Here is a 25,470-nt window from a genome sequence, read left to right as displayed (position 1 = left end):
GGTGATTCACTTTCCCGCGCAGCGGCGAGGCCCGCTCAGCGCGCTGAGCCTGCGGCTGGCCGCCGCCATCGGTCTGGTGCTTGCCGTGGTGGCGGTGGTCTATCTCGAACGGGAGCAGTACCGCGACAACAACGGGGACGGCCTGACCCTGCTGGACTGCTTCTACTACGCGGTGGTCTCGCTGTCGACCACCGGTTACGGCGACATCGTGCCGATGACCCAGCAGGCCCGACTGGTCAACATCGTGTTCGTCACCCCGGCCCGGGTGCTGTTCCTGATCATCCTGGTCGGTACCACCCTCGAGGTCCTGACCGAGCAGTACCGGACCGGCCGTCGCCTGCACCGGTGGGAGAGAAAAGTGAAGGACCACGTCATCATCTGCGGCTACGGCACCAAGGGGCGTAGTGCGATCTCGGCGTTGATGGAGAACGGGCTGGACAAGTCCCGGATCGTGGTGGTGGAACGCGCCGGTCCGGCGTTGCGGCAGGCCACGTCGAACGGCCTGGTCGCGATCGAGGGGTCGGCGACCCGATCCTCCGTGCTCAACCAGGCCCACGTGCGGACCGCCAAGGCGGTGATCATCGCAACCGACAGCGACGACGCGTCGGTGCTGGTGGCGTTGACCGTACGCCAGCTCACCGCCGGTCAGGTCCGGATCATCGCGGCGGCCCGGGAGGCGGAGAACGCCCCACTGCTCAAGCAGAGCGGCGCGCATCACGTGATCGTGTCCTCGGCGACCGCCGGCCGGCTGTTGGGCCTGTCGACGTCGGCTCCGCCGCTGATCGACGTGGTGGAGGATCTGCTCACCCCGGGCCAGGGCATGGCGCTTGCCATGCGCTCCGCCGAGCGCAGCGAGGTCGGCAGGTCGCCCCGGGAACTCGACACGCTTGTCATCGCGCTGGTCCGGCGCGGCAAGGTGGTGACCCTGGCAGACCGGGCCGGTGCGGTCATCGAGACCGGGGACATGCTGGTGCACGTACGCGACGATCGTCCCACCGCGAACACCCTGCCCTGAGCGCCGCCCGGCTACCGCAGCGTCTGCACGACCGACCGGGCGCCCCCAGCGGGAGCGGCCCGGTCGCCGCGACGGTCAGCCGACGATGGTCCAGGTGTCGCCGCTGCCCAACAGCCCGGCCAACTGCTGCTCCGGGGTCTCGCTGACGGTGGCCCGGGCCTCGGTCAACTGCCCCTGCACCACGCTGTCGTACGACGGCCGCCGTACCGAGCGGAACACGCCGATCGGGGTGTTCCGCAGATCGAAGCCGGGCAGCCGGGACAGCGCGAACGCGTACGCCGGGTCGGCGACCGTGGCGTCGTGCACGACGATCTCCTCCGCCGGGGTCGACGCGGTCTCGCGTACCTCCAGGCCGAACCCACCGGGCGGGTGGACGACGCAGAACTGCCCGTCCTTGCCGAACGTGATCGGCTGGCCGTGCTCCAGCCGGATCAGGTAGTCGTCGCGGGTGCCCGGCTCCTTGAGCTGCTCGAACGCCCCGTCGTTGAAGATGTTGCAGTTCTGGTAGATCTCCACGAAGGCCGAGCCCTCGTGCTCCGCGGCGGCGCGCAGCACCGATTGCAGGTGCTTGCGGTCGGAGTCGATGGTCCGGCCGACGAAGGTCGCTTCGGCGCCGAGCGCCAACGAGAGCGGGTTGAACGGCGCGTCGGCTGATCCGACCGGCGTCGACTTCGTGATCTTGCCGACCTCGGAGGTGGGCGAATACTGCCCCTTGGTCAGCCCGTAGATCCGGTTGTTGAACAGCAGGATCTTGAGGTTGACGTTACGGCGCAGGGCGTGGATCAGGTGGTTGCCGCCGATGGAGAGGGCGTCGCCGTCACCGGTCACCACCCACACCGACAGGTCCGGCCGGGAGACCGACAGGCCGGTCGCGATCGCCGGCGCCCGGCCGTGGATCGAGTGCATCCCGTACGTGTTCATGTAGTACGGGAAGCGCGACGAGCAGCCGATCCCGGAGACGAAGACGATGTTCTCCCGGGGGATGTTCAGCTCCGGCATGAACTGCTGGACGGCGGCGAGGATGGCGTAGTCGCCGCAGCCGGGGCACCAGCGCACCTCCTGGTCGGACTTGAAGTCCTTGGCGGTGAGCTTGAGGGCGACGGGCTCAGACATTCTTCAGGACCTCTTCCAGCATCGTCTCCAGCTCGGCGGCGGTGAACGGCAGGCCGCGGACCTGGTTGTAGCCGATGGCGTCGACCAGGTAGCGACCCCGGATCACGTGCGCGAGCTGGCCGAGGTTCATCTCGGGGATGACCACCCGCTCGTAGGAGCGCAGCACCGCACCGAGGTTGGCCGGCATCGGGGCCAGGTGCCGCAGGTGCGCCTGTGCGACCGGTAGGCCGCGCTGGCGCAGGGCGCGGCAGGCCGCACCGATCGGGCCGTACGTCGAGCCCCAGCCGAGCACCAGCACCCGGGCGTCGCCGTCCGGGTCCTCCACCTCGATGTCCGGCACCGGGATCGTCTCGATCCGGGCCGCCCGGGTCCGCACCATGTAGTCGTGGTTTGCCGGGTCGTACGAGATGTCGCCGGTCTTGTCGGCCTTCTCCAGCCCGCCGATGCGGTGTTCGAGACCGGGTGTGCCCGGCACGGCCCACGGCCGGGCGAGGGTCTGCGGGTCGCGCAGGTACGGCAGGAAGGTGGTGCCGTCCTCGCCGTTGGGCGCGGTGGCGAACTCGACCCGCAGGTCGGGCAGGGAATCCACCTCGGGCAGCAGCCACGGCTCGGAGCCGTTTGCGACGTAGTTGTCCGACAGCAGGATCACCGGGGTGCGGTAGGTGAGCGCGATCCGCGCCGCCTCCAGCGCCGCGTGGAAGCAGTCGGACGGCGACTTGGGCGCGATCACCGCCACCGGTGCCTCGCCGTGCCGGCCGAACAGCGCCATGTTCAGGTCGGCCTGTTCGGTCTTGGTCGGCATGCCGGTCGACGGCCCCGCCCGCTGCACGTCCACGATCACCAGCGGCAGCTCCAGCGCCACCGCGAGGGAGATCGTCTCGCCCTTGAGTGCCACGCCGGGGCCACTCGTGGTGGTCACGCCGAGCGCGCCGCCGTAGGAGGCGCCGAGCGCCGCGCCGATCGCGGCGATCTCGTCTTCCGCCTGCATGGTGGTGACGCCGAACCGCTTGTGCTTGCTCAGCTCGTGCAGGATGTCCGAGGCCGGTGTGATCGGGTACGCGCCGAGGAAGACCGGCAGGCCGGAGCGGACGCCCGCGGCGACGAGGCCGAGCGACAGCGCGGCGTTGCCGGTGATGTTGCGGTAGGTGCCCGGCGGCATCTTGGCCGGCTTCACCTCGTAGCGGACGGCGAAGTCCTCGGTGGTCTCGCCGAAGTTCCAGCCGGCCTTGAACGCCGCGACGTTCGCCGCGACCAGTTCGGGCCGCTTGGCGAACTTGCGCTCCAGGAACCGCAGGGTCGACTCGTACGGCCGGGAGTACATCCAGCTCAGCAGGCCGAGGGCGAACATGTTCTTGGCCCGTTCGGCGTCCTTCTTGGACACCTCCAGCTCGGCCAGCGCGCCGATGGTCATCGAGGTCAGCCCGACCGGATGCACCGCGTACCCGGCGAGGGTGTCGTCGTCGAGCGGGCTGCTCGCGTAACCGACCTTCGCCAGGTTGCGCCTGGTGAACTCGTCGGTGTTGACGATGATGTCGGCGCCCCGGGGCAGGTCGGCGAGGTTCGCCTTGAGCGCTGCCGGGTTCATCGCGACGAGCACGTTCGGCGCGTCACCCGGGGTGAGGATGTCGTAGTCGGCGAAGTGCACCTGGAAGCTCGACACGCCCGGCAGGGTGCCGGCGGGAGCCCGGATCTCGGCGGGAAAGTTGGGCAGGGTGGAGATGTCGTTGCCCAGTTGCGCGGTCTCCGAGGTGAACCGGTCCCCGGTCAGCTGCATGCCGTCGCCGGAGTCGCCAGCGAACCGGATGACCACCCGTTCGAGCTGGCGGATCTGCTTGGTCACGGCCGCACCTCGCTTCGTCGCGCGCCGTGGCGCGGCCGGCTGAACTGGATGGTGACCTCGCCTTGCTCGGCCACGAGACCTCCTTGACGCGCCGCTGCACCGGCCGTCCGCGAACGTCCGGCCCGCCTGTCCTTCCTCACCGAGAGCCTACGTCGGATCGGGGGCCCGCCCGGCCTGGAGGTCCGCCGACTGGGATCGAAACGTGAGGGTTTATGTGGTCACTTGCGGTGTTTCGCCGGGGCCGCCGTAATCCAAATCACCGCACATCCCACCCCCCTGAATACCGCACACCAACCCCTGGTCACCGCACATCCCACCCCTGCCGGTCGTACGTGCGGGCCGGCCGCCGGGGGCGGAACCAGATCCCGCTGTCCGGTTCCGGTGCACCGCCGGCCGGGTGCGCCGCCCCGGTTTGGAGCGCCGCACCGGTGGTCTCATCGCCGCCGGTCGCCAACGTGGTGGCGCGGCGCCGCCACCACCACGCCGCCAGCCCGCCGGCCAGGAGCACCAGCAGGACCGACACCGTGATCAGCAGCACCGCCGGGCGCTGCCCCGACGCCGGCCCCTCGCCCGGTGTCGCTCCGGCCGGGCGCAGATTCGGCGACGTCACCGGCGCGGGCGGCGGCACCACCGCGGGCAGCTCGGGTGACGTGGCGGTGATCCGGAAGCTGAGCTGCATCCGCCGGTCGGCACCGTGGCGCGGATCGAGCCGGCCGATCACCGCTCCGGAGAGCGGCGCGGTCCGCAACACCTGCGCCGTCGCCGTCACCGGCAACCTCACCTCCTCGGTCCGCCCCGACCGCACCGTGCCCAGTCCGCAGCGGGTACGCGTGGTCGCCACGGCGACGCATCCGGAGGGCGGCGTCGCCACCGTGACACCTTCGGGCAGCAGCACGTCGACCCGCCCGGTGGCGTCGGCCCGGCCGGTGTTGCCGAGCCGGACGAGCAACTCCGTGCCGGCGCCCTCGGCGTCGAAGGTGACCTCCCCGGCCGACATGGTGATCCCGGGTACCGGCGGGCCGGGCGGGAAGAGCACGGCGAAGCCCTCGTCGTCACTCGCGGTGCCGGCCGCGCCGGTGGCGGTCACCCGCACCGAGCCGGCCAGCGGCACCTTGCGCCAGGCGTCGCCGCTGACCCGGATCCGCAACCGGGTGCTGAACTGCGCGCCGGGCGCCGTGGTCCACCGTCCGCAGCGGTACTCCCGGTTCCCGGCGGCGGCGCAGCCGCTCGTACCGGCGTCGGTGAGGCCGGCCGGCAGGGTGTAGGTGAGTCGGACACCGGCGCTCGCGGTGCCGGTGTTGGCCACGGTCACGCTCAGGGTGACCACCGTGCTGGCCGAGTTCCAGTAACCGGCCGGCAGGGTGACATCGCCGGTGCTGACCTTCACGCCGGCCGTGGCGGGCGGTGCGAGGGTGGCCGCGGGAGGTGGGGGTGGCGGGGAGTACGTGGGCCGGGACGGTGCCACGGTGACAGCCGGCGGACCACCGCTCGGGGCTGGTCCGCCGGTGGTGGTGCCCGGTGTGGGCGGTGTCGAGGGTGCGGCGGGCGTGGTCGTCTCGACCGGCGGCTCCACCGTGGGCGGCGGTGACGTGGGCTCGGGCTCGCCGGTGGGCTCGTCCGGGGGGCTGTACGGCCCCGGCTCGGTGGCCCGAGTCGCCGCCGGACCGGCCGCCACCGCCCCCGGAGCCACGGCCGCCCCGCCGGCCACCAGCAGACCGAGGGCGCAGGCCGACGCGAAGGTACGACGCCAGACGCGCCGTCCGGGCAGCCGTCCCATTGATCCTCCGGTGCTGGTGGTGGGTCCCATGGTGGTCGGAAGTTGCCCTGGGACACTAGTCCCAGAAGAAAGAAGTTCGCGACGCGGTCGGGGCCGGGTGCGGGACGGTAGGCTGACCGACCGTGACCGGTTACCTGGGCTCGTACGCGACGCTCGGGCTGTTGCTGCTCGCCGGCGTGCTCTTCCTCGGCGTCGCGTTCACCGCCAACCGGGTGCTCCGCCCCGCCCGCCCGGCCGACCCGCCCGGCAAGCGCGCCAGCTACGAGTGCGGCCTCGACCCGGTCGGCGGCGACTGGGCACAGATGCAGATCCGCTACTACGTCTACGCGTACCTCTACGTGCTGTTCGCGGTCGAGGCGGTGTTCCTCTTCCCCTGGGCGGTGATCTTCGACCGGCCCGGTTTCGGGCTGGTCACCGTGGTGGAAATGGCGATCTTCGTGGGGGTCCTGGCGCTCGGCCTGCTGTACGCGTGGCGGCGCAACATCCTCCGCTGGACCTGACCGACGCCCGACCGACCACCGCTCAGGCGAGGCCGCGACGGCTGAGCGTGGGTGGAAGGTCTCCCCGGACGGCCGAGACCATGTCCAGCAGCCGACGGGTGGGGCGGACCTGGTGGGCGCGGAAGACCCGGGCACCCAACCACGCGGAGACCGCCGTCGCGGCGAGCGTGCCCTCCAGCCGCTCCGTGACCGGCAGGTCCAGCGTCTCGCCGATGAAGTCCTTGTTCGACAGGGCGACCAGCACCGGCCAACCGGTCGCGGCCAGTTCGCCCAGCCGCCGGGTGATCTCCAGCGAGTGGTGGGTGTTCTTGCCGAAGTCGTGAGCCGGGTCGATGAGGATCCCGTCGGGGCGTACGCCCAGGGAGACCGCGCGGTCGGCGAGGCCGGTGACCGTCGCGACCACGTCCGCCACCACGTCGTCGAAGGCCGCGCGGTGCGGCCTGGTGCGTGGGCTGAGTCCTCCCGCGTGCGAGCAGACCAGCCCGACCCCGGTACGGGCCGCCACCCGGGCCAGTGCCGGATCCGCTCCCGACCAGGTGTCGTTGAGCAGGTCCGCGCCGGCCGCCACCGCCTCCACCGCGACCTCGGCCCGCCAGGTGTCGATCGAGATGACGACCTCGGGGAAGGCGGCCCGCACGGCGGCGATGGTGCCGACCGTCCGCCGGATCTCCTCGGCGACGTCGACCTCGGTACCCGGCCCGGCCTTCACCCCGCCGATGTCGACGATGTCCGCGCCCTCGTCCACCGCCCGCTCCACCGCCCGCAGCGCGCTGTCGGACCGGAAGGTGGCGCCCCGGTCGAAGAACGAGTCCGGGGTGCGGTTGACGATCGCCATCACCACCAGTTCGTCGGGACCGAACCGCCGAGTCCCGAGCCGCAGCACCCCGGCCACGCCACCTCCCACATCGCCGTACGCCGCCGGCCGATCACGCCGCCGGCACGCTGACGCTATCCCGTCGTCGGTCCGGCTTCCGGTCCGGTACGCCGCGCCGGGTGGGGTCGCCCCGTTCCCCTCGGCGTGCCACGATCAGTGCATGGGTCAGCTTCTGCTCCTGCTGGTCGTGGCGGTCACCGTCGCGGCGGTCGTGTTCGGCGTCACGGTGCTGGTCACCGGTCGGGATCCCGGCCTGGCCCCGGTCGAGGCGGACGGGCGGGCGGTGCCGCTGCCCGGCGACCGTCCGCTGCGCGAGTCGGACGTCGGCGAGGTGCGCTTCGACACCGCGCTGCGTGGGTACCGGATGAACCAGGTCGACCAGGCGATGCGCCGGGCGGCGTACGACATCGGCTACAAGGCCGAGCTGGTCGGCGTGCTGGAGGCGGAGGTGACGGCGTTGCGGGACGGCCGGATCGCCGACGCCGACGCGCTTCGACGGGCCCGCGAGCAGTCGGCCAACCCGCCCGGGGCCGGGGCCTCGCCCTGGGATCCGCCGGTGGCCGGCGGATCGACGATCGAGCTTTCGGTGTCTCCGGCGGGAGCCGAGACCGGTGACCGCCCGATGCCGGCGGCGACCACCGAGGCACCGACGGCGATGGCGGCGGGCGCGACGAGCGAGGCGACCGAGCCGGCCGACGGCGATGCCCGGCCGGCCGGCGAGCAGCCGGTGCCGGGCGCGGCGCCGGCCGAAGGTGCCGCGATCTCGGCCGCTGCCGACCCGGGCGCCGACGACGGGCCGGCGGACAGCGGGGCGCCGGGCACCGCGTCGCGCGGTTCGGTGGTCCGGTCGGAGTCGGCGTGAGCGGCTCGGACGGCGCTGACGATCTTCGCGAGGCGGCCCAACCCGGTGCCGGTGAGGTGACCGCCACGGTGATCGTCAACGCGCCGGCCGAGAAGGTCTTCGCCGCCCTGCTGGCCTGGGAGCGGCAGTCGGAGTGGATCCCGTTCACCACGGTCCGGGTGGTGGAGGGTGACGGTGGCGAGGGGAGCCTGGTCGAGGCGGTCACCTCGGTCGGCCCTGCGGTGCTGCGGGACAAGATGCGGGTCGTCCGGGTGGACGCGCCGTACGAGATCGGCGTGGTGCACTGCGGCACGCTGCTGCGCGGCCCCGGGGTGCTGCGGTGCACCCCGCTGGAGAGCGGGCGCAGCCAGGTGGTCTGGCACGAGTGGTTCCACCTGCCGGGCGGGCCGGCCGGCAAGGTGGCCTGGCCGGTGCTCTGGCCCGGTTCCAAGTTCAGCCTCACCCAGGCGCTGCGACGCTTCGCCCGCCAGGTCGAGCAGGGCCGCCTGCCCTGACCGGTGCGCGGCGGACTGTCGGACAGTGGGCCTAGCCTTGACGCCGTGACTGAACTGGTGATCGGTGCCGACGGGTTGGCCCGGTGCGGGTGGGGTGCCAGCACTCCCGACTACGCGGTCTATCACGACACCGAGTGGGGCCGCCCGCTGCACGGTGACGACGCCCTCTACGAGCGGATGACGCTGGAGGCGTTCCAGTCCGGGTTGTCCTGGCTGACCATCCTGCGCAAGCGGCCGGCCTTCCGGGCGGCCTTCGGTGGGTTCCGGATCGACACGGTGGCCGACTACGGCGAGGCCGACGTGAACCGGCTGCTCGCCGACGCCGGCATCGTCCGTAACCGGGCCAAGATCGAAGCTGCGATCGCCAACGCCCGCGCCGCACAGGAGCTTCCGGAGGGGCTCTCCGCGCTGCTCTGGTCGTTCGCCCCGCCACCCGGTCGCGCCCGCCCGGCCGCCGCGGCCGCCGTGCCCCCGCTCACCGACGCCTCCACGGCCATGGCCAAGGCACTCAAGAAGCGTGGCTTCCGGTTCGTCGGCCCGACCACGGCGTACGCGCTGATGCAGGCCACCGGAATGGTCGACGACCATCTGGCGGGCTGCCACGTCGTGGCGTCGGCGACCGGCGTGATGGGATGAGGGCATGACGACCGACACCGCACATCGGGTGAACGGGGCGAGCCAGGCGGACGGCACGAGCACCTGGGCCGTGCTCCTGCCCGCCGGACGGTACGACGCCGAGCGGCTCGTCCACCACGACACGCTTGAGCTGACCGGGCTGGACGCCAGCAGCCTGCCCCGCCCCGGTGACCAGGTCGCGGTGCTGGCCGACGAGCCGCCGCGGCTGGTGGCCGTGGGCCGGGTCGCCGGGCCGGCCGCCGGACGTCCGGAGGATCCGGACGATCCGCAGTCCGACCGGGTGCCCGACACGCTTGTCGTCGCGTACACCCGGCGGGCCTTCGACGCGCCGGTGCCGGCCGACGCGCTGGTCCTCGGCGGGCCGGTCACCCCGCTCGACGCGGCGACGTTCCGCGAACTTGTCGACCGGCTCGGTCCGGCACCGCAGCGCCGCACCTGGCTGGTCAGCCTGGACCTGCCGATCGAGGCCGACTCACCGGCGGAGGCGGTCCGGTTGTTCTGGGCGTACGTGCAGGAACTCGGCCCCCGGGAGTTGCCGGCCTTCGTCTCACCCTCGGGCGACGAGTTGGCCATGCAGGCGTTCGTGCTCGGCGCGGAGGCGAACCAGGACCCGGAAGAGGACGACTGACCGACCCGGTCACGTCCACGGCCCGGCGAGGGCTCAACGACCCTCGAAGACCGGCTTCTGCTTGTTGACGAAGGCCATGGTGGCCGCGCGGTGGTCCGTGGTCGCGCCGCAGATCGCCTGCGCCTGCGCCTCGGCGGCCAGCGCGTCGGCCAGGGTGCCGGCGTCGGCGACGGAGAGCTGACGCTTGATCGCCCCGTACGCCATGGTCGGCCCGGCGGCGAGGCGGGCGGCCAGTTCCTGCGCGGTGGGCAGCACCTGCTCGTCGTCGTCCGTCATCCGGTTGAGCAGTCCCAGCCGGCAGGCCTCCTCGGCGCGTACCGGCTCGGCCAGCATCAGCAGCTCGACAGCCTTGGCATGGCCGACGAGCCGGGGCAGCGTCCACGAGGCGCCGGTGTCGGCGGCCAGCCCGACCTTGGCGAACGCCATCAGGAAGCTGGTGGACGGACCACCGATTCGGATGTCGGCCAGGAAGGCCAGCGAGGCGCCGGCCCCGGCGGCCATGCCCCGGACCGCGGCCACCACCGGCTTCGGCAGGTTCGCCAGCCGAGCGGCGATCGGGTTGTAGTGTGCCCGGACGGTGTCCAGCGGGTTGTCGTCGCCCGTCTGGAGGGTGTCGACGTGCTCGCGCAGATCCTGACCGGCGCAGAACGAGCCGCCCGCCCCGGCCAGCACCACCGCCCGGCAGCCACGGTCGGACTCCAGCTCGGCGAGGGTGTCCCGAAGCGCCTCCTTGAGCGCCACGTCGAGCGAGTTCATCGCCGTCGGGCGGTTCAGGGTGAGGGTGACGACCGCGTCGGTGCGGTCGACGAGCAGCGGCTCGGTCACGTCTGGCGACCCTTCTGTCGGGCGATCCGGTGTCCACCGTCGAGGCACTGCTCGACGTACCGGTCGGCGGCCGGCCGGAGCCGGGCCGCGTGGCGGTCGAAGAAGCTGGCCGCGGCGACGCCGGGCCAGCGTTCGGGCAGCAGCGCCGGTGGCAACTGCGGGTCCCGGAACAGGAAGGTACGCCACGCGTGCACCAGCCGGAATCGGGCCGCGTACGCCTCCTCGTCGCCGCTGCGGGCGGTGACGCCGGTCAGCAGCGTCCGCTGCTCGGCGACGAACTCCTCGTAGGCCCGGCCGATCTCGGCCAGGTTCCAGGCCCGGCGGACCAGGCCCATCGAGCCCGGCGTGCCGGCGGCGTGGGCCGCGCTGAACCGCTCGAAACGTACGCCCGCCTCACTGAGCAGGAGGTCGACGTCCTCGGCCGGACGGGTGGCCACCCAGGTCTGCTCGTCCAACGTGCCGTAGCCGAGGTAGCGCAGGTTGGCGGCGAGTCGCTGGCGGTCCCGGCGTGCGCTCGGTGCGTCCAGCACCAACAGGTCGAACCGCCCGTCCCAGGTGACCCGACCGGTGCGGTAGATCCGGGAGGCGGCCTCGTCGAGTCGGCGGGCCGCCTTTGGTGTGATCGAATATCCCGGTCCGGAGGTCAGCCTGATCGGTTCGAGCCAGCCCTGGCGCACCATTCGGGAGACCGCCGTCCGTACGGCAGGTGGCGCGATCCCGAGCGGCGCCAGCAGCTTGACCAGCGCGGCAACGGGTGCGCGACCACCCCGCGGCCGGAGGTGGTCGCCGTACAGGTCGAAGAGTGCCGACCGTGCCTGCATGACCGCACATTGTGACAGGCCATCTAAGGATAAGCTAGATGCTGTTACATCAATGCTGCTTCGGTTTGGGTCCGGCGGTGTTCATCAGGGAAAATCGTCGGTCGACACCCACGTGCAAGTTGCGGGTGGTCATGGCGAAGTGGCTGTGGGGCAACCCACCGACCCTGGTGTAGGTCTGAGGGGAGACAACATGGCGGCGATGAAGCCGCGGACGGGCGACGGTCCGCTGGAAGTCACCAAGGAGGGCCGGGGCATCGTCATGCGGGTCCCGCTGGAGGGCGGTGGCCGGCTCGTCGTCGAGATGACTCCCGACGAGGCGACTGCTCTCGGTGACGCGCTGAAGGCGGCCGCCGGCTGAGTGAGGCCGGTGCGTCGGCGACGCTCGCCGCCGCGGACAGTTCGTCTGGTTCCTGGCTCTGAGCCACCGGTCCCACCGGTGGCTCAGAGCCGTCACACCCTCGCGCGGGCCGACCCACCGCGCGTCCGTCTCCAGGAGGTACGGCTCCGCGTGCTCGCCATTCGTCTGACCGCCGAGCCGGAACGGCTCGACACCCTGATCCTGCCCGTGCGACCCGGCCGCACCGACGGCGCGCCGGCCGAGGCGGTGCCGACCGCGGTGGCCCCACCCGACGGGATCGCCGAGGAGGTGGCCGCGTTGATCCCGGTGGCGCGGTTCTCGGGCCGTGCTGGCGAGGTGCACACCCAGCTGCGGCCCGGAGGTGGTCCCGGACGGCTGCTGCTGCTCGGGATCGGCGCGGCCGACGAGGCGGCGTGGCGGGCGAGCGGCGCGGCGCTGGCCCGGGCCGGCAAAGATGAGACACATGTCACAGTCGCCCTGCCCGACGGGGTGGCACCCGAGGCGGTGCGGGGGCTGGCCGAGGGCCTGCTGCTGGGGTCGTACCGGTTCCGGCTCGGTGCGGACACCGACGCACCCGCGCTCACCGACGTCGACCTGGCGGTCAGCGACCCCGAGGCGTACGAGCAGGCCGTCGAGGTGGCGCGGACCACCGCCCGGATGACCCGACTCGCCCGGGACCTCACCAACATGCCCTCCTCGGTGAAGAACCCGCAGTGGTTCGCCGAGCAGGTCACCGAGGCCGCGGCCGACCTGCCCGGGCTCACCCTGCGGGTCCGCGAGCCCGAGCAACTGGCCGCCGAGGGCTTCGGCGGCATCCTCGCCGTCGGCGGCGGGTCGGCCAGCGGTCCCCGCCTGGTCGAGCTGGACTGGCACCCTGCGGACGCCCGCACGCACGTGGTCCTGGTGGGCAAGGGCATCACCTTCGACACCGGCGGCATCTCGATCAAGCCGGTGCCGGCGATGAAGCTGATGCGCAAGGACATGGCCGGTGCCGCCGCCGTCGTGGCGGCCACCCTCGGCGTCGCCGCGCTGGGCCTGCCGGTCCGGGTGACCACGCTCGCGCCACTGGCCGAGAACATGGTCAGCGGGGCCGCGTTCCGGCCGGGCGACGTCGTGCGGCACTACGGCGGGCTGACCAGCGAGACGACGAACTCCGACGCCGAGGGCCGGCTGGTGCTCGCCGACGCGCTTGCGTACGCCGTCCAGGAACTCAAGCCGGACCTGCTCGTCGACCTGGCCACCCTGACCGGCGCCAACGCGGTGGCACTTGGCACCCGCACCGGCGCCCTCTACAGCGACAACGACCAGCTCGCCGAGGACCTGCTGGCGGCGATCGGGTCGGCCGGCGAGTCGGCCTGGCGGATGCCGCTGCCCACCGACTACGTCGAACACCTCGGCAGCGACCTGGCCGACCTGCACAGCGCGCCGACGCAGGGCGGCGGTTCCGTGCTGGCCGCGCTCTACCTGCGGGAGTTCACCGGCGACCTGGCCGACCGTTGGCTGCACATCGACATGTCCGCACCCTCCTGGTGCGAACGCGACGACGCGGAGCTGACCCGGGGCGCGACCGGCTGGGGCGTACGCGGGCTGCTGCGCTGGTTGGCGGCGCTGGACTGACGATGTGCGGGGCGCGGCCGGCTCACCCCGCAGCCGGCCGCTCGGTACCGCTGCCGGCCCATCAATGCGGCCGGGCGCGTCGGCTCAGCAGCGCACCGCCGCCAGCAGCCCGTGGCCGACCGGCAGCAGCGCCGGAATCCAGTGCTCCGACTCGCGGATGGCCTTCACCGTCTCGCGCACCATCACCGTCTCCGGGTCGCGGGCGGCCGGGTCGCCGATCCGGCCGCCGGCCAGCGCACCGTTGAGCACCAGCACGCCGCCCGGCCGCAGCAGTCGCAGCGCGGCGTCCACGCAGGCGGTGAAGCCGGTCACCTCGGCGTCGACGAAGACCAGGTCGTACGCGCCGTCGGCGAGCCGGGGCAGGACGTCCAGCGCCCGGCCCGTGATGATCCGGGTGCGGCCGGAGACGAAGCCGGCCTCGGTGAAGATGCGCCGGGCGATCCGCTGATGCTCCACCTCGACGTCGATCGTGGTGAGCACCCCGCCGGCCCGCATGCCGCGCAGCAGCCACACCCCGCTGACGCCGGTGCCGGTGCCGATCTCGACCACCGCCCGGGCGTTGCCGGCGGCGGCGAGCAGGCGCAACGCGGCACCCGCGCCGGCGGTGACCGCGTCCAGGCCGACCTCGCGGGCGAGGCTGCGCGCGGTCCGCAGGACGAGGTCCTCGGTGACGTACGACTCGGCGAACTGCTGGGCCGGGTTCGTCGAACTGCCGGAACCGGCGACCGTGGCGATGGGGCACCTCCGGGCGACGAGCGTGATGCGCAGGGCGGTTGGGCACTGTGACTCTAAAGGCGGCCAGCTCTGAGCGCAGCGGGGCATCCACCCGCGGTGACAACCACTGACCCGGTGCGGCCCATCCGTGCAATCCTGGAAGCGGTGTCCCGTGGCCCGCACCGGACCGCGGACGCGGGATACCAGGGGGACGGGAGTGGGAGGCACCGAGTGACCGACGGCTGGGACTGGCGCCAGCCCGGCATGGGCGGAGCACCGGCCGGGTATCCGGCGGCCGGGCATCCGCCTGCCGGTGGGCCGGCGACACCACAGGACGGTGGCCGAGCCGCGTCGCCGTGGTGGTCCGACGCGCTCGCCGATCCGTGGCGGGATCCGCACGCACCCACGGCGGTGGTGCTGCCCGCGGCCCCGGTGGCCGGCAGCGAACCGGAACCGGTCGTCGACCCTGACGCGGCTGGCCGGCCGAGACTCCAGCAACTGCTGCTCATTCCGCTGGTGACCGCCCTGCTCGCCGGTGCGCTCGGTGGTGCGCTCGGTTACGCGTTCGCGATCCGTGGTGGTGCCGGTGGAACGGTGCTGGGCGCGGTCCCCGGTGCGGCGCCCACGCTCGCCCAACGTCCACCGGAGTCGCTGGCCGGTGTCGCCGAACGCGTGCTGCCCAGCGTGGTCACCGTCCGGGTCGCCGGCCTCGGTGGCACCAGCGAGGGCTCCGGCTTCATCGCCAGCGCTGACGGTCATGTGATCACGAACGACCATGTGGTGGCCGGCGGCACCGGGAAGGCGTCGGTCATCTTCAACGACGGCAGCTCGGCATCCGCGACGGTGGTGGGACAGGACGCCGAGTCCGACATCGCCGTGATCAAGGTCTCCCGCACCGGGCTGCGTCCGGTCGAGTTCGGCGACTCCGACGCCCTGGCCGTCGGTGACCCGGTGCTGGCGATGGGCTCTCCGCTGTCGCTGGCGAACACGGTCACCGCGGGCATCGTCAGCGCCCTGGACCGGACGATGCACGCCGGCGAGCCGGGCGGACCGACGCGCTACTACGCGGCGATCCAGACGGACGCCGCGGTCAACCACGGCAACTCGGGCGGCCCGCTCGTCGATGCGGCGGGACGGGTCATCGGCGTCAACTCCACGATCAAGTCGCTGGTCGCCGAGGGCCAGGAGGCCGGCAACATCGGCCTCGCCTTCGCGATCCCGATCAACCAGGCGAAACGGATCACCCAGGACATCATCGGCACCGGGAAGGCCCGCCGTACGGTGATCGGCGCCCAGGTCGGCGGGCCCGGCTCGGGCACCAACGGTGCCGGGGTACGCCTCGCGACGGTCGAGCCGTCCGGCCCGGCCGCCGGTGCGGGACTGCGCGCCGGTGACGTGATCCTGAAGCTGAACGGCCGTCCGATGACCGAGCCGACCGACCTCATCGCCCTGGTCCGCAAGTACGCGCCCGGCTCGGTGGTGACCGTCGAGTACCGCCGGGGTTCGACCCGACAGAACGCCTCGGTCACCCTCGCTGCGGACGCGAAGTGACCTCTCACCCTCTTCTGGCAGCGGCACCGACGTGCGTACTCTGGCTGCGGTAGCCGGGGGAAAGGGGGACCGAGGGTGTTCGAGAACCTGAACGTGTGGGAGGTCGGCGCGCTGCTGCTGCTGGCGCTGCTGATCTTCGGTGACCGGCTGCCGGCGGTGATAAGTGACGGGCTGCGGATGGTGCGCAACCTGCGCACCATGGCCCGCAGTGCCACCACCGACCTGAGCAAGGAACTGGGCACCGACATCCAGTTGGAGGACCTGCACCCCAAGGCGTTCATCCGCAAGCATCTGCTCAGCGAGGAGGACGAGCAGGCGATCCGGAAGCCGCTCCAGGGCGTCTACGACGGCCTCCGCGCCGATGTCACCGGCGTGCACGACGAACTCAAGGACGTCGCGAACGCGGCCGACCCACGCCGGCCCGCCCCGGCCCCGGCGAGCACCACCAGCCCGGCACCGGCCCCCCGCGCGGTCAGCTACGACGACGTGACCTGACCGCCGACGCGGAGGGCGACCTCAGCGCATGACCGGCTCCGGGCCGGGCGAGGTGTGACGGGGCGCGCTCAGCGTCCGGTCGGCTTGAGGCCCAGCGGCTTGCCGAGCAGGGACTCGCGACGCAGCGCGAGCCGGTCGGCCACCTGGCCCAGCGCCTTCGACGCCGGCGATTCCGGCTCGGCGAGCACGATCGGGTTGCCCTCGTCGCCCGCCTCCCGGACCCGGGTGTCCAGCGGCACCTGACCCAGCAGTGGCACCGACGCGCCGATCGTCTGGGTAAGCGAATCCGCCACCGTCTGGCCGCCGCCGGCACCGAAGATCTCCATCCGCGAGCCGTCGGGCAGTTCCAGCCAGGACATGTTCTCGATCACACCGACCACCCGCTGGTGGGTCTGCAACGCGATCGCGCCCGCCCGCTCGGCGACCTCCGCAGCCGCGGCCTGAGGCGTGGTGACCACCAGGATCTCGGCGTTCGGCAGCAGTTGGGCGAGCGAGATCGCCACGTCGCCGGTGCCCGGGGGAAGGTCGAGCAGGAGGACGTCGAGATCACCCCAGTAGACGTCGGCCAGGAACTGCTGCAACGCGCGGTGCAGCATCGGACCGCGCCAGACCACGGCGGCGTTACCGGCGGTGAACATCCCGATCGAGATGACCTTCACGCCGTGCGCCTGCGGCGGCATGATCATGTCTTCGACCCGGGTGGGTCGGCCGTCCGCACCGAGCATCCGCGGCACCGAGTGCCCGTAGATGTCCGCGTCCACCACGCCGACGGCCAGGCCCCGGGCGGCCAGTGCGGCGGCCAGGTTTACCGTCACGCTGGACTTGCCGACACCACCCTTGCCGCTGGCCACCGCGTACACCCGGGTGCGGGAGCCGGGCTGGGCGAACGGGATCACCGGCTCCTCGGTCGCGCCGCCGCCGCGAAGCTTCGCCTGAAGGCCCTGGCGCTGCTCGGTGCTCATCACCCCGAACTCGATCTCGACGCGGCTGACCCCGCTCACCGCGCCGACGGCCGCGGTGATGTCCGAACGGAGCTTGTCCTTCAGCGGGCAACCGGCCACGGTCAGCAGCAACTCGACCAGGACCACGCCGTCCTCGCCGACCTCGGCGGAACGCACCATGCCGAGTTCGGTGATCGGCCGGCGGATCTCCGGGTCGTTGACGGTGGCCAGGGCGGCCAGGACGGCGTCGTTGACGGTGCTGACGGGAGCTGACATGCCCGTAATGCTACGTCGGCAGCGGGCCGTCACCGGTGCCGGTGACAGCGGTGTGAGCGAATCGATCAGCTCTCCGGGCGGTGGGAGGTGGCCGGGTCGTGACGACCGTCACCCGGTTGGTCGCCGTCCACCTCGTCGCGGGGCTCGTCCAGCCCGTCGCCACCGGCCCGGACGGTCGGGTCGTCCCGGTGCCGGCGCTCCAGCCGCTGTCGCCGCTGGGCCGCCTCGTCCAGTTCCTCGGCGAGCCGGGTCAGCTCGGAGCGGACGAAGTCCCGGGTGGCCACTTCGCCAAGTGCGATCCGCAGCGCGGCGATCTCCCGGGCCAGATACTCCGTGTCGGCCTTCTGCATGGTCGCCCGGCGTCGGTCCTCCTCCATCGCCACCCGGTCGCGGTCGGCCTGGCGGTTCTGGGCCAGCAGGATCAGCGGCGCCGCGTAGGAGGCCTGGATGGAGAGCACCAGGGTGAGGAAAGTGAAGGTGTACGGGTCGAAACGCATTCCCGCCGGGGCGAGAGTGTTCCAGAGGAACCACGCGCTGATCACCAGCGTCATGTAGACGATGAAGTTCGCCGTACCCATGCCACGGGCGATGCCCTCGGCCCAGCGTCCGAACGTCTCCTGGTCCACCCGGGGCAGCTTGAATCCCCGGGGCTCCCGCGGTAGGTCGAGCCGTTCCGCGCGTCGCTGCTCAGTCATGACCACCGTCCGTCGCCGGGTCCGGAACGGCCGAGGTGGCCGGCCCGTTCGGTAGGCCGCTCGACGCGCCGTCCCGGTCGCGCCAGTCCCGGGGTAGTGAGTGATCCAGCACGTCGTCGACGGTGACGGCACCCACCAGCCGGTTGTTCCGGTCGATCACCGGCATGGCCACCAGATCGTAGGTGGCCATCCGGCGGGTGATCTCCGGCAGTGGGGTGGTCGGGCGCAGTGGATCGATGTCGTTGACCACCACCCCGCCGAGCAGGTCCGCCGGGGGTTCGCGGAGCAGTCGCTGAAAATGCACCATGCCCAGGTAGCGGCCGGTGGGTGTGGCCATCGGTGCCCGGGTCACGAACACCTGCGCGGCCACCGCCGGGGAGAGCTGGGGCTCCCTGATCCGCGCGAGGGCCTCCGCCACCGTCGCGTCCGGGGGCAGGATGACCGGTTCGGAGGTCATCACGCTGCCCGCCGTGCCCGGCGTGTACTTCAGCAACTGCCGTACCGAATCGGCCTCGTCCGGTTCCATCAGGTCGAGCAGCACGTCCTGTTCCGGCGGCGGCAGTTCGCCGAGCAGGTCGGCGGCGTCGTCCGGGTCCATCTCCTCCAGGATGTCGGCGGCGCGCTCGCGGTCCAGCGCGGCGAGGATCTCCACCTGGTCGTGCTCGGGCAGTTCGCTGAGCACGTCGGCGAGTCGTTGGTCGTCCAGGGCCGCCGCGACCTCGTTGCGCCGGGCGTCGGGCAGGTCCTGGAGCGCGTTGGCCAGGTCCGCCGGACGCATGTCCTCCAGTACGGCGAGCAGGTTGGCGGTGCCCCGGGTCTCCGCCACGCCACTGAGCCCGCGTACCTGGTTCCACTCGACCTGGTGCAGGTGGCCCCGGCGAGCCAACCGGCCGGTCTGTTCGCGGACCGCCACCCGGGTCAGCGACCACTCGCCACCACGACTGCACTCCATCGCCACGTCGACCACCGACGCGGCCCGGCCCTCCGGTGCGACCTGCACCCGGCGGTCCAGCAGTTCCTGCAGGACGAGCAACTCGTTCGGGCGTTTCTCGAACCGGCGCAGGTTCAAGGTGCCGCTGCCCAGCACGATGGCGTCGGCGTCGATCGAGGTGATCCGGTTGATGGAGAGGAAGATCCGTCGGCGCATCGGCATCTCGGCGACCAGACCGACGACCTCGGGCGGCCGTTGGCTCGCGCGCAGCCGGGCCACCGCGTCGCGGACCCGGCCCACCTGATCGCCATTGGGATCGAAGACCGCGACTCCGGCAAGTCGGGCGATGTACACCCGGGTCGGCGTGCTCACGGGCACCAGCCTAGGGGGTACGGCGGTACCCCGGCCGATGATGGTCCAGGGGCGGCACGGCCGGGCAGTGACCCGGGCATACGCCCTGAGGGCCTAGTGTCTATCAACATGTCGACCTTGGCTTACGAGATCGTGGACGTCTTCACCGACCGTCCGTACGCCGGGAACCCGCTCGCGGTGGTCTTCGGTGCCGACGGGCTGGCGACCGACCAGATGCAGGCTCTGGCGCGCGAGTTCAACCTCTCGGAGACGGTCTTCGTGCTGCCCGCCACCCAGGTCGGTGCCACCTACCGGGCTCGGATATTCACGCCGATCGATGAGTTGCCGTTCGCCGGTCACCCCAGCGTCGGCGCCGCGGTCACCGCCGCTCGCCGGGGCCTGTTCCCGACCGGGCAGGTCAACCAGGAGTGCGGTGCCGGTGTGCTGCCGCTCGAGGTGAGCGACGGTGCCGCCACCCTGACCGGCGGCAGTCCCACCCTCGGGCCCGAACTGGAGCCGGAGCCGCTGCTGGAGATGGCCGGGCTCGGCGCTGCGGACCACCTCGGTCCGGCGCCCCGGGTCGCCGGCTGCGGCCTGGAGTTCCCGTTCCTGCCGGTACGCCCCGACGCCCTCGCCCGGGCCCAGGTGAACCCGGTGGCGGCCGGGCGGTACGGCATCGAACATGTGAGCGTTTTCTCCTGGAACTCCGCGACCCAAACTGCGCACGCTCGGGTCTTCGTCCCCGGACTCGGCGTACCCGAGGATCCGGCGACCGGTTCGGCAGCCCTCGGTCTCGGGGTGTGGCTGGTCGCCAGCGGCCTGTTGCCCGGCGAGGGACGATCGTCGTACACCGTCCGGCAGGGTGTCGAGATGGGTCGACCGGCCTCACTGGCCTGCACCGTGACCGCCGCCGGTGGCGTGGCGGTGGGCACGAGCGTCGCAGGTCAGGTGATGCCGGTGGCGCGGGGAGAGATTCTCGTCCCGCCGTTCGTCGGCTGACGGCCGACGCGGACTGGCCCGGATACGAGAGGATGCCGCGGTGACCGACGAGCGTGAAAACCACCCCCTGGTCGACGAGGCGATGAAGAAGGCCTCGGTGGCCTGGGTCGCGGTGGCCGGCGGCCCGCCGCTGGCCCTGTGGTGCGTGCCCCTGGAGGCCGCGCTGTTCGTGGTCAGCGGCCCCGGGGAACAGTCCGCGCCGGGCCTGGCCGAGGCGGACGAGGCCGAGGTGACGCAGCGCGGTGATCACGGTGGCCGGATCGTCACCTGGTCGGCGCGGGTCAGCCGGGTCGCATCCGGCACCGAGCAGTGGGACACGCTCGCCCCGTTGGTGGCGGCCAAACGGCTCAACGCGCCCGGGCCGACCACGGAACTCGTCGCCCGCTGGGCCGCCGACGGCTGTGCCCTGGTGCGGCTCGCGCCGATCGGCCAGCCGGCGCACGGCGCCGAGCTGCCAGCCGGTTCGCTGGCCGAGCGGCCCCGGCCGACGCCGGCGGTGCGGGCCACCCGCCGGCCGTTCCGGCTGCACCGCGTCCGGCGGCGCTGATCCACCTCCTGCGAGCCGCCGCAGCCACCCCGGGTGCCCGCGTGGCTACGCGGGTGCGCCGACCGGGCTGGGGGTCTCGTCGACCAGGTCGACCACCTCGTAGAGGGACTCCAGGGTCCGGCCGGCCCAGTCGGCGTCGAGGTTGAACACTAGGTGGTCGGTGAGGTCGGGCGCAGCGAGCCGGACCGCGCTCAGGCCGGCGCGCTGCGCACCGGTCAGCTCCTGGCTACCGCCGTCGCCGACGTAGAGACAGTCTGCCGGTGGCAGGCCCAGCCGGGCACAGGCGGCCAGGTAGAGGCTCGCGTCCGGCTTGCATCGCCCCACCTGCACGGAGAACACCCGGACGTCGAGCAGCGGGGCGATCGCCAACTCCGGCAGGAACGTCGGCAGTTCGTGGGTGCAGTCACTGATCACGCCGGTCCGTAAGCCCCGCCGCCGCAGCGCCCGCAGGGTCGGCACGGCCTCGTCCCGCAACCGGGTGTCCGCGCGTACGGCCTGGTGTCGGGCAGCGGCGGCAGCTCGCAACGCCGCCACCGAAGGGTGTACGCCGGCCTGTTCACACACCCAGCGCAGGGTCGCCTCGACCGTGCCGAAGCGCCCGCTGGCGCGCTCGTAGAAACTGCGGTCGAGCACCTCGACAAAGGTGTCCGGCGGGCAGCCGAGCAGTTCGGCGGTGCTGAGGTGACCTTCGCCCCGCTGAACCGGACGGGTCAACGTGCCGAAGAAGTCGAACAGCACCGCCCGGAACGTGGGCATGGGAACCGCCTCCGGGCGGACGGAAGGAGCCCTGGGGTGAGGACGCGCATGATCGTAACCGAACGTTGACGGAAAGTGGTGCCCGTGCGGCGTGTGAAGATTGCACCTCGTGGCCACCGAACCCCATCGTCCGCCGCTCGACCTGATGACCGGTGCGGCACTGGCCGTCGCCGTCTTCGCCGTCTCGTCGTCCGCGCCGCTCATCGCGTTCGCCGCCGCACCCGCCCTGGCGGTCGCCTTCTGGCGCAATGTGCTGGCCGTCGCCGTACTGAGTCCGTTCGCGCTCACCCGCCGGCGGTCCGAGTTCCGCTTCGTGACCAGCGGCTCGGGCCGCCGCGAGGGCATGTTCTGCGTGCTCTCCGGAGTGGCGCTGGCGGCGCATTTCGCCGCCTGGATGCCGAGTGCGAAGCTCACCTCGGTGGCTGCGGCAACGGCGCTGGTGGCCACCCAGCCGGTCTGGCAGGGGCTGATCGCCCGAGCGCAGGGCCGCCGGTTGCCGGTGGGTGTCTGGGCCGGCATCGGGGTGGCCGTGGTCGGGGCGGCGCTGGCGACCGGCGCCGACTTCACGGTCTCGGGTCAGGCCTTCACCGGCGATCTGCTGGCGCTGGCCGGTGGTCTGTTCGCGGCGGTGTACACCGCGCTGGGTGAGCGTGCCCGGGTCACCGTCAGCAACGCCACCTACACCACCATCTGCTACGGCGTGTGTGGCCTGATCCTGCTGGTGGTCTGTCTCGTCGGCCGGGTGCCGCTCAGCGGATTCGACACCGGCACCTGGCTGGCCGTGCTCGCCCTGGTCGGCGGGGCGCAGCTGCTCGGTCACTCGATGTTCAGCTACGCGCTGCGACGGGTCTCGGCCACCACGGTGAGCGTCCTGATCTTGCTGGAGGCACCCGGTGCGGCGCTGATCGGCTGGGCGTGGCTGGGTCAGCTGCCCGACCCGGTGACCCTGCCCGGCCTGTCGCTGCTGCTGGTCGGGGTGGCCGTGGTGGTGTTGTCCAGCGCCCGCACGGCCCGGCGTACGGCCCGGGTCAGTACGGCGGTGCCGGCGGACGCCGCCCCGGTCCGCGACTGACGCCGACCTCACCGGTCACGCCTCCTGCACCTCCAGCACCCGGGTCTGCGGCGCGGCCTCGCCAAGTGTCGCGCGCAGCGCGGCCCGCTCCGGATCGGCCAGGAACGCCGCGTAGCCGGCCCGGGTGTCGAAGCGGATGACGTGCACCTCGGCAACCCCGTCACCGGTTCGCAGCCGTCGTTCCAGCCGTCCGCCGTGGCGTGGCAGCAGCGCCAGCACGGTGTCCTCGTACCGCTGCCCGGCCTCGATCGCGCCGTCGGGCAGCTCCACCAGCGCGACCAGGCGCACCGCGGCGGCCGGGTCGGTGACCAGCGACTTCCAGAACTGGTGGTCGACGTGACCACCCGGGATGCCCTCCCGGCGACCGGTGTCGAGGTAGCCGTGCCGGCGGTAGAAGCCCGGTGCCTGGAACGAGAACGAGGCCACCGAGATCTCGGTGCAGCCGCGTCGTCGGGCCTCCTGCTCGGCCGCCGCGAGCAGCCGGCCGCCCCAGCCTTCGCCGCGGCGATCCGCACGGACCCAGACCATGTTGATCCCGGCGCAGCTGCCCCAGCTCCAACCGGTCAGCCCGGCCACCAGTTCGCCGTCGGAGTCGGTGACCCGGACGGACAGCGCCGCCTCGTCGGCGGCACCGGTGGCTCGCTGGTTGAAGGCGGTCAGCTCGGCGTCGAGCCGGGCGGCCAACTCCTCGTCCTTGTCCAGCACCTGCAGGTTGACGCCCTCGCCGACGGTCATGGCGCGGAGTATCGCAATGTTTGCCGACTCTGGCGACCCGGTTGCGCCTGGCCCGCAGCGGACACCAGGTGACCGTGCTGAACCGCGAGGCGGTGCCGCCCGATGCGGGCCGGGCCGGAGCGATCCGGTCGGTCCGTGCCGTCAGTGCGGGATGCCGACGGCGGTGGCGCTGGCCGCCCAGAGTCGCGCGGCGAGCCGCGGGTCGGCCGCCTTGGGCCACGGGCGGCGTGGCCGGCAGTCGAAGTAGTAAGCGCCGCCGATCAACCGGGACCGGTCCTGGTTGGCGAGCCAGACCAGCGTCTGGGCGCCCTTGACCGGACTGCGGAACGGCAGCAGACGCATGCCCAGGGCGACCACCCGGCTGTCGTTGCCGAACCGGGTCCGGACCACTCCGGGATGGAAGCAGTACGAGTCGACGTGCGGCCATCTCCGGGCCGCCTCGGCGGTGAACAGGATGTTCGCCTGCTTACTGGTGCCGTACGCGGACATCGGGCGGTAGCGGCGCAGCGACGCGTTCAGGTCGTCCGGATCGAGCGCACCGCTGCGGTGCGCGCCGGAGGCGGTCACCACCATGCGGCGCACCCGGTCGGCCAGCAGGTTGCTGAGCAGAAAGGGGGACAGGTGGTTGGCCTGGACCGACAGCTCGAAACCGTCGACGGTGGTGACCGGCTGGAGCACGATCGCGCCGGCGTTGTTGGCCAGCACGTCGATCCGGTCGTACCCGGCGCGCAGCCGCTCGGCCAGCTGCCGAACGTCGTCGAGGACGGCGAAGTCGGCGCGGAACACCTCGGGCCGCTCCCCGGAGGCCTCGCGTACCTCGTCGGCGGCGGCCCGCAGTCGGGCCGGATCCCGGCCGACCAGCACCACCCGGTCGCCTCGACAGGCCAGGTTGGTGGCCGCGGCCAACCCGATGCCGGAACTGGCTCCGGTGATCACGACCAGTCGACGGTCAGTGACATCTTCCACAGGTCCATTCACCGCGGTCACGGCACGAGGTTACCGTGGCGTCACAAACACCTTTGAGATCGTTAAGTCAGGGGCGGCGGAGCGGCCGCGCCCCGGAAGGAGCGCCGTCGATGGCCGTTGTCGGGCGTCCCCGTCGGTCCTGTCTGGCCGTGCCCGGATCGAGCGTCAAGATGCTCGGCAAGGCCCAGGGTCTTCCCGCCGACCAGGTCTTCCTCGACCTGGAGGACGCGGTCGCCCCACTGGCCAAGCCGGACGCCCGGAAGAACATCGTGGCCGCACTGAACGAGGGCGACTGGGCCGGCAAGACCCGGGTCGTCCGGGTCAACGACCTCACCACCCCGTGGACCTACCGGGACGTCATCGACGTGGTGGAGGGTGCGGGAGCCAACCTCGACTGCGTGATGCTGCCGAAGGTGCAGAACGCGGCGCAGGTGCAGTGGCTGGACCTGACCCTCACCCAACTGGAGAAGACCCTCGGCCTGGAGGTTGGTCGGATCGGCATCGAGGCGCAGATCGAGAACGCCGCCGGCCTGGTCAACGTCGACGCCATCGCCGCCGCGTCGGCCCGCGTCGAAACGATCATCTTCGGTCCGGCCGACTTCATGGCCTCGATCAACATGAAGTCGCTTGTGGTCGGCAGCCTCATCCCCGACTACCCGGGCGACCCGTACCACTACATCCTGATGCGCATCCTGATGGCCGCTCGGATGCACGACAAGCAGGCCATCGACGGCCCGTTCCTGCAGATCCGGGACACCGACGGGTTCCGCGAGGTGGCGAAGCGGTCGGCGGCGCTCGGCTTCGACGGCAAGTGGGTACTGCATCCCGGGCAGATCGATGCCGCGAACGAGGTCTACTCGCCGGCCCAGGCCGACTACGACCACGCCGAACTGATCCTCGACGCGTACCAGCACTACACCTCGGAGGCCGGTGGCCGGCTGGGTGCGGTGATGCTCGGCGACGAGATGATCGACGAGGCGTCCCGCAAGATGGCGCTGGTGATCGCCGCCAAGGGCCGGGCTGCGGGCATGACGCGCACGTCGACGTTCAGCCCGCCGGCCGAGTAACCGCAGCGATCACC

Annotated in this window: 27 protein-coding genes; 14 read left to right on the top strand and 13 right to left on the bottom strand. The window is 72.2% G+C overall.

Annotated features, from left to right (window positions below):
* Position 1: 1 nt before the first annotated feature.
* Positions 2 to 1,015 (top strand): TrkA family potassium uptake protein, encoded by a 1,014-nt coding sequence (locus KBX00_RS12590; RefSeq protein ID WP_210826446.1) that lies wholly within the window; start codon positions 2 to 4, stop codon positions 1,013 to 1,015.
* A 75-nt stretch (positions 1,016 to 1,090) separates the two neighbouring features.
* Here KBX00_RS12590 and KBX00_RS12585 read toward each other — a convergent pair whose 3' ends face one another.
* The 3 genes from KBX00_RS12585 to KBX00_RS12575 form a co-directional block, all read right to left on the bottom strand.
* Positions 1,091 to 2,128 (bottom strand): 2-oxoacid:ferredoxin oxidoreductase subunit beta, encoded by a 1,038-nt coding sequence (locus KBX00_RS12585; RefSeq protein ID WP_210826444.1) that lies wholly within the window; start codon positions 2,126 to 2,128, stop codon positions 1,091 to 1,093.
* Positions 2,121 to 3,968 (bottom strand): 2-oxoacid:acceptor oxidoreductase subunit alpha, encoded by a 1,848-nt coding sequence (locus KBX00_RS12580; protein ID WP_210826442.1) that lies wholly within the window; start codon positions 3,966 to 3,968, stop codon positions 2,121 to 2,123. The genes KBX00_RS12585 and KBX00_RS12580 overlap by 8 nt, the downstream gene beginning before the upstream one ends.
* A gap of 301 nt (positions 3,969 to 4,269) precedes the next feature.
* Positions 4,270 to 5,745 (bottom strand): hypothetical protein, encoded by a 1,476-nt coding sequence (locus KBX00_RS12575; protein ID WP_210826440.1) that lies wholly within the window; start codon positions 5,743 to 5,745, stop codon positions 4,270 to 4,272.
* Positions 5,746 to 5,867: 122 nt separating this feature from the next.
* On the opposite strand from KBX00_RS12575, the gene ndhC reads away from it, so the two are divergent.
* Positions 5,868 to 6,245, top strand: a complete 378-nt coding sequence (gene ndhC / locus KBX00_RS12570) for an NADH-quinone oxidoreductase subunit A (protein WP_210826438.1) — start codon at positions 5,868 to 5,870, stop codon at positions 6,243 to 6,245.
* A 22-nt stretch (positions 6,246 to 6,267) separates the two neighbouring features.
* Here ndhC and folP read toward each other — a convergent pair whose 3' ends face one another.
* Positions 6,268 to 7,137 carry a dihydropteroate synthase gene (gene folP / locus KBX00_RS12565; RefSeq protein WP_210826435.1) on the bottom strand — a complete coding sequence of 290 codons (870 nt, stop codon included), beginning with the start codon at positions 7,135 to 7,137 and terminating at the stop codon, positions 6,268 to 6,270.
* Between the two features lie 142 nt (positions 7,138 to 7,279).
* On the opposite strand from folP, the gene KBX00_RS12560 reads away from it, so the two are divergent.
* The 4 genes from KBX00_RS12560 to KBX00_RS12545 are packed head-to-tail and all read left to right on the top strand — an operon-like array spanning position 7,280 to position 9,739.
* A complete protein-coding gene (locus KBX00_RS12560; RefSeq protein ID WP_210826433.1) occupies positions 7,280 to 7,981 on the top strand; it encodes a DivIVA domain-containing protein in 702 nt (233 codons plus the stop codon).
* Positions 7,978 to 8,475 (top strand): SRPBCC family protein, encoded by a 498-nt coding sequence (locus KBX00_RS12555; RefSeq protein ID WP_210826431.1) that lies wholly within the window; start codon positions 7,978 to 7,980, stop codon positions 8,473 to 8,475. The genes KBX00_RS12560 and KBX00_RS12555 overlap by 4 nt, the downstream gene beginning before the upstream one ends.
* Before the next feature lie 45 nt (positions 8,476 to 8,520).
* Positions 8,521 to 9,111 carry a DNA-3-methyladenine glycosylase I gene (locus KBX00_RS12550; protein WP_210826429.1) on the top strand — a complete coding sequence of 197 codons (591 nt, stop codon included), beginning with the start codon at positions 8,521 to 8,523 and terminating at the stop codon, positions 9,109 to 9,111.
* A gap of 4 nt (positions 9,112 to 9,115) precedes the next feature.
* Positions 9,116 to 9,739 (top strand): hypothetical protein, encoded by a 624-nt coding sequence (locus tag KBX00_RS12545; RefSeq protein WP_210826427.1) that lies wholly within the window; start codon positions 9,116 to 9,118, stop codon positions 9,737 to 9,739.
* Between the two features lie 33 nt (positions 9,740 to 9,772).
* Here KBX00_RS12545 and KBX00_RS12540 read toward each other — a convergent pair whose 3' ends face one another.
* Together KBX00_RS12540 and KBX00_RS12535 are read right to left on the bottom strand one after the other, a co-directional pair.
* Positions 9,773 to 10,564 carry an enoyl-CoA hydratase-related protein gene (locus tag KBX00_RS12540; RefSeq protein ID WP_210826425.1) on the bottom strand — a complete coding sequence of 264 codons (792 nt, stop codon included), beginning with the start codon at positions 10,562 to 10,564 and terminating at the stop codon, positions 9,773 to 9,775.
* A complete protein-coding gene (locus tag KBX00_RS12535; RefSeq protein WP_210826423.1) occupies positions 10,561 to 11,385 on the bottom strand; it encodes a PaaX family transcriptional regulator C-terminal domain-containing protein in 825 nt (274 codons plus the stop codon). Before KBX00_RS12535 ends, KBX00_RS12540 begins: the two co-directional genes overlap by 4 nt.
* Positions 11,386 to 11,575: 190 nt before the next feature.
* Here KBX00_RS12535 and KBX00_RS12530 point away from each other — a divergent pair, with 190 nt between their 5' ends.
* Positions 11,576 to 11,743, top strand: a complete 168-nt coding sequence (locus tag KBX00_RS12530) for a DUF3117 domain-containing protein (protein WP_013283866.1) — start codon at positions 11,576 to 11,578, stop codon at positions 11,741 to 11,743.
* 150 nt (positions 11,744 to 11,893) lie between these two features.
* Positions 11,894 to 13,360 (top strand): M17 family metallopeptidase, encoded by a 1,467-nt coding sequence (locus tag KBX00_RS12525; protein ID WP_210826421.1) that lies wholly within the window; start codon positions 11,894 to 11,896, stop codon positions 13,358 to 13,360.
* A gap of 84 nt (positions 13,361 to 13,444) precedes the next feature.
* Here the strand turns inward: KBX00_RS12525 and KBX00_RS12520 are convergent, their stop codons facing one another.
* Complete coding sequence (locus KBX00_RS12520; protein ID WP_307868564.1) at positions 13,445 to 14,095, bottom strand: O-methyltransferase; 651 nt, start codon at positions 14,093 to 14,095, stop codon at positions 13,445 to 13,447.
* A 210-nt stretch (positions 14,096 to 14,305) separates the two neighbouring features.
* Here KBX00_RS12520 and KBX00_RS12515 point away from each other — a divergent pair, with 210 nt between their 5' ends.
* Both KBX00_RS12515 and KBX00_RS12510 read left to right on the top strand, forming a co-directional pair.
* Positions 14,306 to 15,625, top strand: coding sequence for a S1C family serine protease (locus tag KBX00_RS12515; RefSeq protein WP_210826419.1), 1,320 nt, complete (start codon positions 14,306 to 14,308; stop codon positions 15,623 to 15,625).
* 75 nt (positions 15,626 to 15,700) lie between these two features.
* Positions 15,701 to 16,120, top strand: coding sequence for a preprotein translocase subunit TatB (locus KBX00_RS12510; RefSeq protein ID WP_210826416.1), 420 nt, complete (start codon positions 15,701 to 15,703; stop codon positions 16,118 to 16,120).
* 68 nt (positions 16,121 to 16,188) lie between these two features.
* On the opposite strand, the gene KBX00_RS12505 is transcribed toward KBX00_RS12510, so the two are convergent.
* From KBX00_RS12505 to KBX00_RS12495, 3 genes are all read right to left on the bottom strand, one after another.
* Positions 16,189 to 17,337 carry an Mrp/NBP35 family ATP-binding protein gene (locus tag KBX00_RS12505; RefSeq protein ID WP_210826414.1) on the bottom strand — a complete coding sequence of 383 codons (1,149 nt, stop codon included), beginning with the start codon at positions 17,335 to 17,337 and terminating at the stop codon, positions 16,189 to 16,191.
* Positions 17,338 to 17,402: 65 nt separating this feature from the next.
* Positions 17,403 to 18,032, bottom strand: a complete 630-nt coding sequence (locus tag KBX00_RS12500) for a DUF1003 domain-containing protein (RefSeq protein ID WP_210826412.1) — start codon at positions 18,030 to 18,032, stop codon at positions 17,403 to 17,405.
* Positions 18,025 to 19,335 (bottom strand): magnesium transporter MgtE N-terminal domain-containing protein, encoded by a 1,311-nt coding sequence (locus KBX00_RS12495; RefSeq protein ID WP_307868537.1) that lies wholly within the window; start codon positions 19,333 to 19,335, stop codon positions 18,025 to 18,027. Before KBX00_RS12495 ends, KBX00_RS12500 begins: the two co-directional genes overlap by 8 nt.
* 108 nt (positions 19,336 to 19,443) lie before the next feature.
* On the opposite strand from KBX00_RS12495, the gene KBX00_RS12490 reads away from it, so the two are divergent.
* Positions 19,444 to 20,313 carry a PhzF family phenazine biosynthesis protein gene (locus KBX00_RS12490; protein ID WP_210826410.1) on the top strand — a complete coding sequence of 290 codons (870 nt, stop codon included), beginning with the start codon at positions 19,444 to 19,446 and terminating at the stop codon, positions 20,311 to 20,313.
* Positions 20,314 to 20,395: 82 nt separating this feature from the next.
* Positions 20,396 to 20,860, top strand: coding sequence for a hypothetical protein (locus KBX00_RS12485; RefSeq protein WP_210826636.1), 465 nt, complete (start codon positions 20,396 to 20,398; stop codon positions 20,858 to 20,860).
* Positions 20,861 to 20,905: 45 nt separating this feature from the next.
* Here KBX00_RS12485 and KBX00_RS12480 read toward each other — a convergent pair whose 3' ends face one another.
* A complete protein-coding gene (locus tag KBX00_RS12480) occupies positions 20,906 to 21,616 on the bottom strand; it encodes an HAD family hydrolase (protein ID WP_210826408.1) in 711 nt (236 codons plus the stop codon).
* Between the two features lie 145 nt (positions 21,617 to 21,761).
* On the opposite strand from KBX00_RS12480, the gene KBX00_RS12475 reads away from it, so the two are divergent.
* The gene (locus KBX00_RS12475; protein WP_210826634.1) at positions 21,762 to 22,688 is read left to right on the top strand and encodes a DMT family transporter; all 927 of its coding nucleotides are present in this window, start codon (positions 21,762 to 21,764) and stop codon (positions 22,686 to 22,688) included.
* A gap of 15 nt (positions 22,689 to 22,703) precedes the next feature.
* Here KBX00_RS12475 and KBX00_RS12470 read toward each other — a convergent pair whose 3' ends face one another.
* Together KBX00_RS12470 and KBX00_RS12465 are read right to left on the bottom strand one after the other, a co-directional pair.
* Positions 22,704 to 23,423 (bottom strand): GNAT family N-acetyltransferase, encoded by a 720-nt coding sequence (locus KBX00_RS12470; protein ID WP_210826406.1) that lies wholly within the window; start codon positions 23,421 to 23,423, stop codon positions 22,704 to 22,706.
* A 141-nt stretch (positions 23,424 to 23,564) separates the two neighbouring features.
* Complete coding sequence (locus KBX00_RS12465) at positions 23,565 to 24,389, bottom strand: SDR family NAD(P)-dependent oxidoreductase (protein ID WP_210826633.1); 825 nt, start codon at positions 24,387 to 24,389, stop codon at positions 23,565 to 23,567.
* Between the two features lie 110 nt (positions 24,390 to 24,499).
* Between KBX00_RS12465 and KBX00_RS12460 the strand changes: the two genes are divergently transcribed.
* The gene (locus KBX00_RS12460; protein ID WP_210826404.1) at positions 24,500 to 25,456 is read left to right on the top strand and encodes a CoA ester lyase; all 957 of its coding nucleotides are present in this window, start codon (positions 24,500 to 24,502) and stop codon (positions 25,454 to 25,456) included.
* Positions 25,457 to 25,470 lie beyond the last annotated feature (14 nt).

Origin of the sequence: Micromonospora sp. C95 (assembly GCF_018070465.1) — a bacterium.
GTDB lineage: Bacteria > Actinomycetota > Actinomycetes > Mycobacteriales > Micromonosporaceae > Micromonospora.
This window is presented reverse-complemented; position numbering and strand designations above follow the sequence as displayed.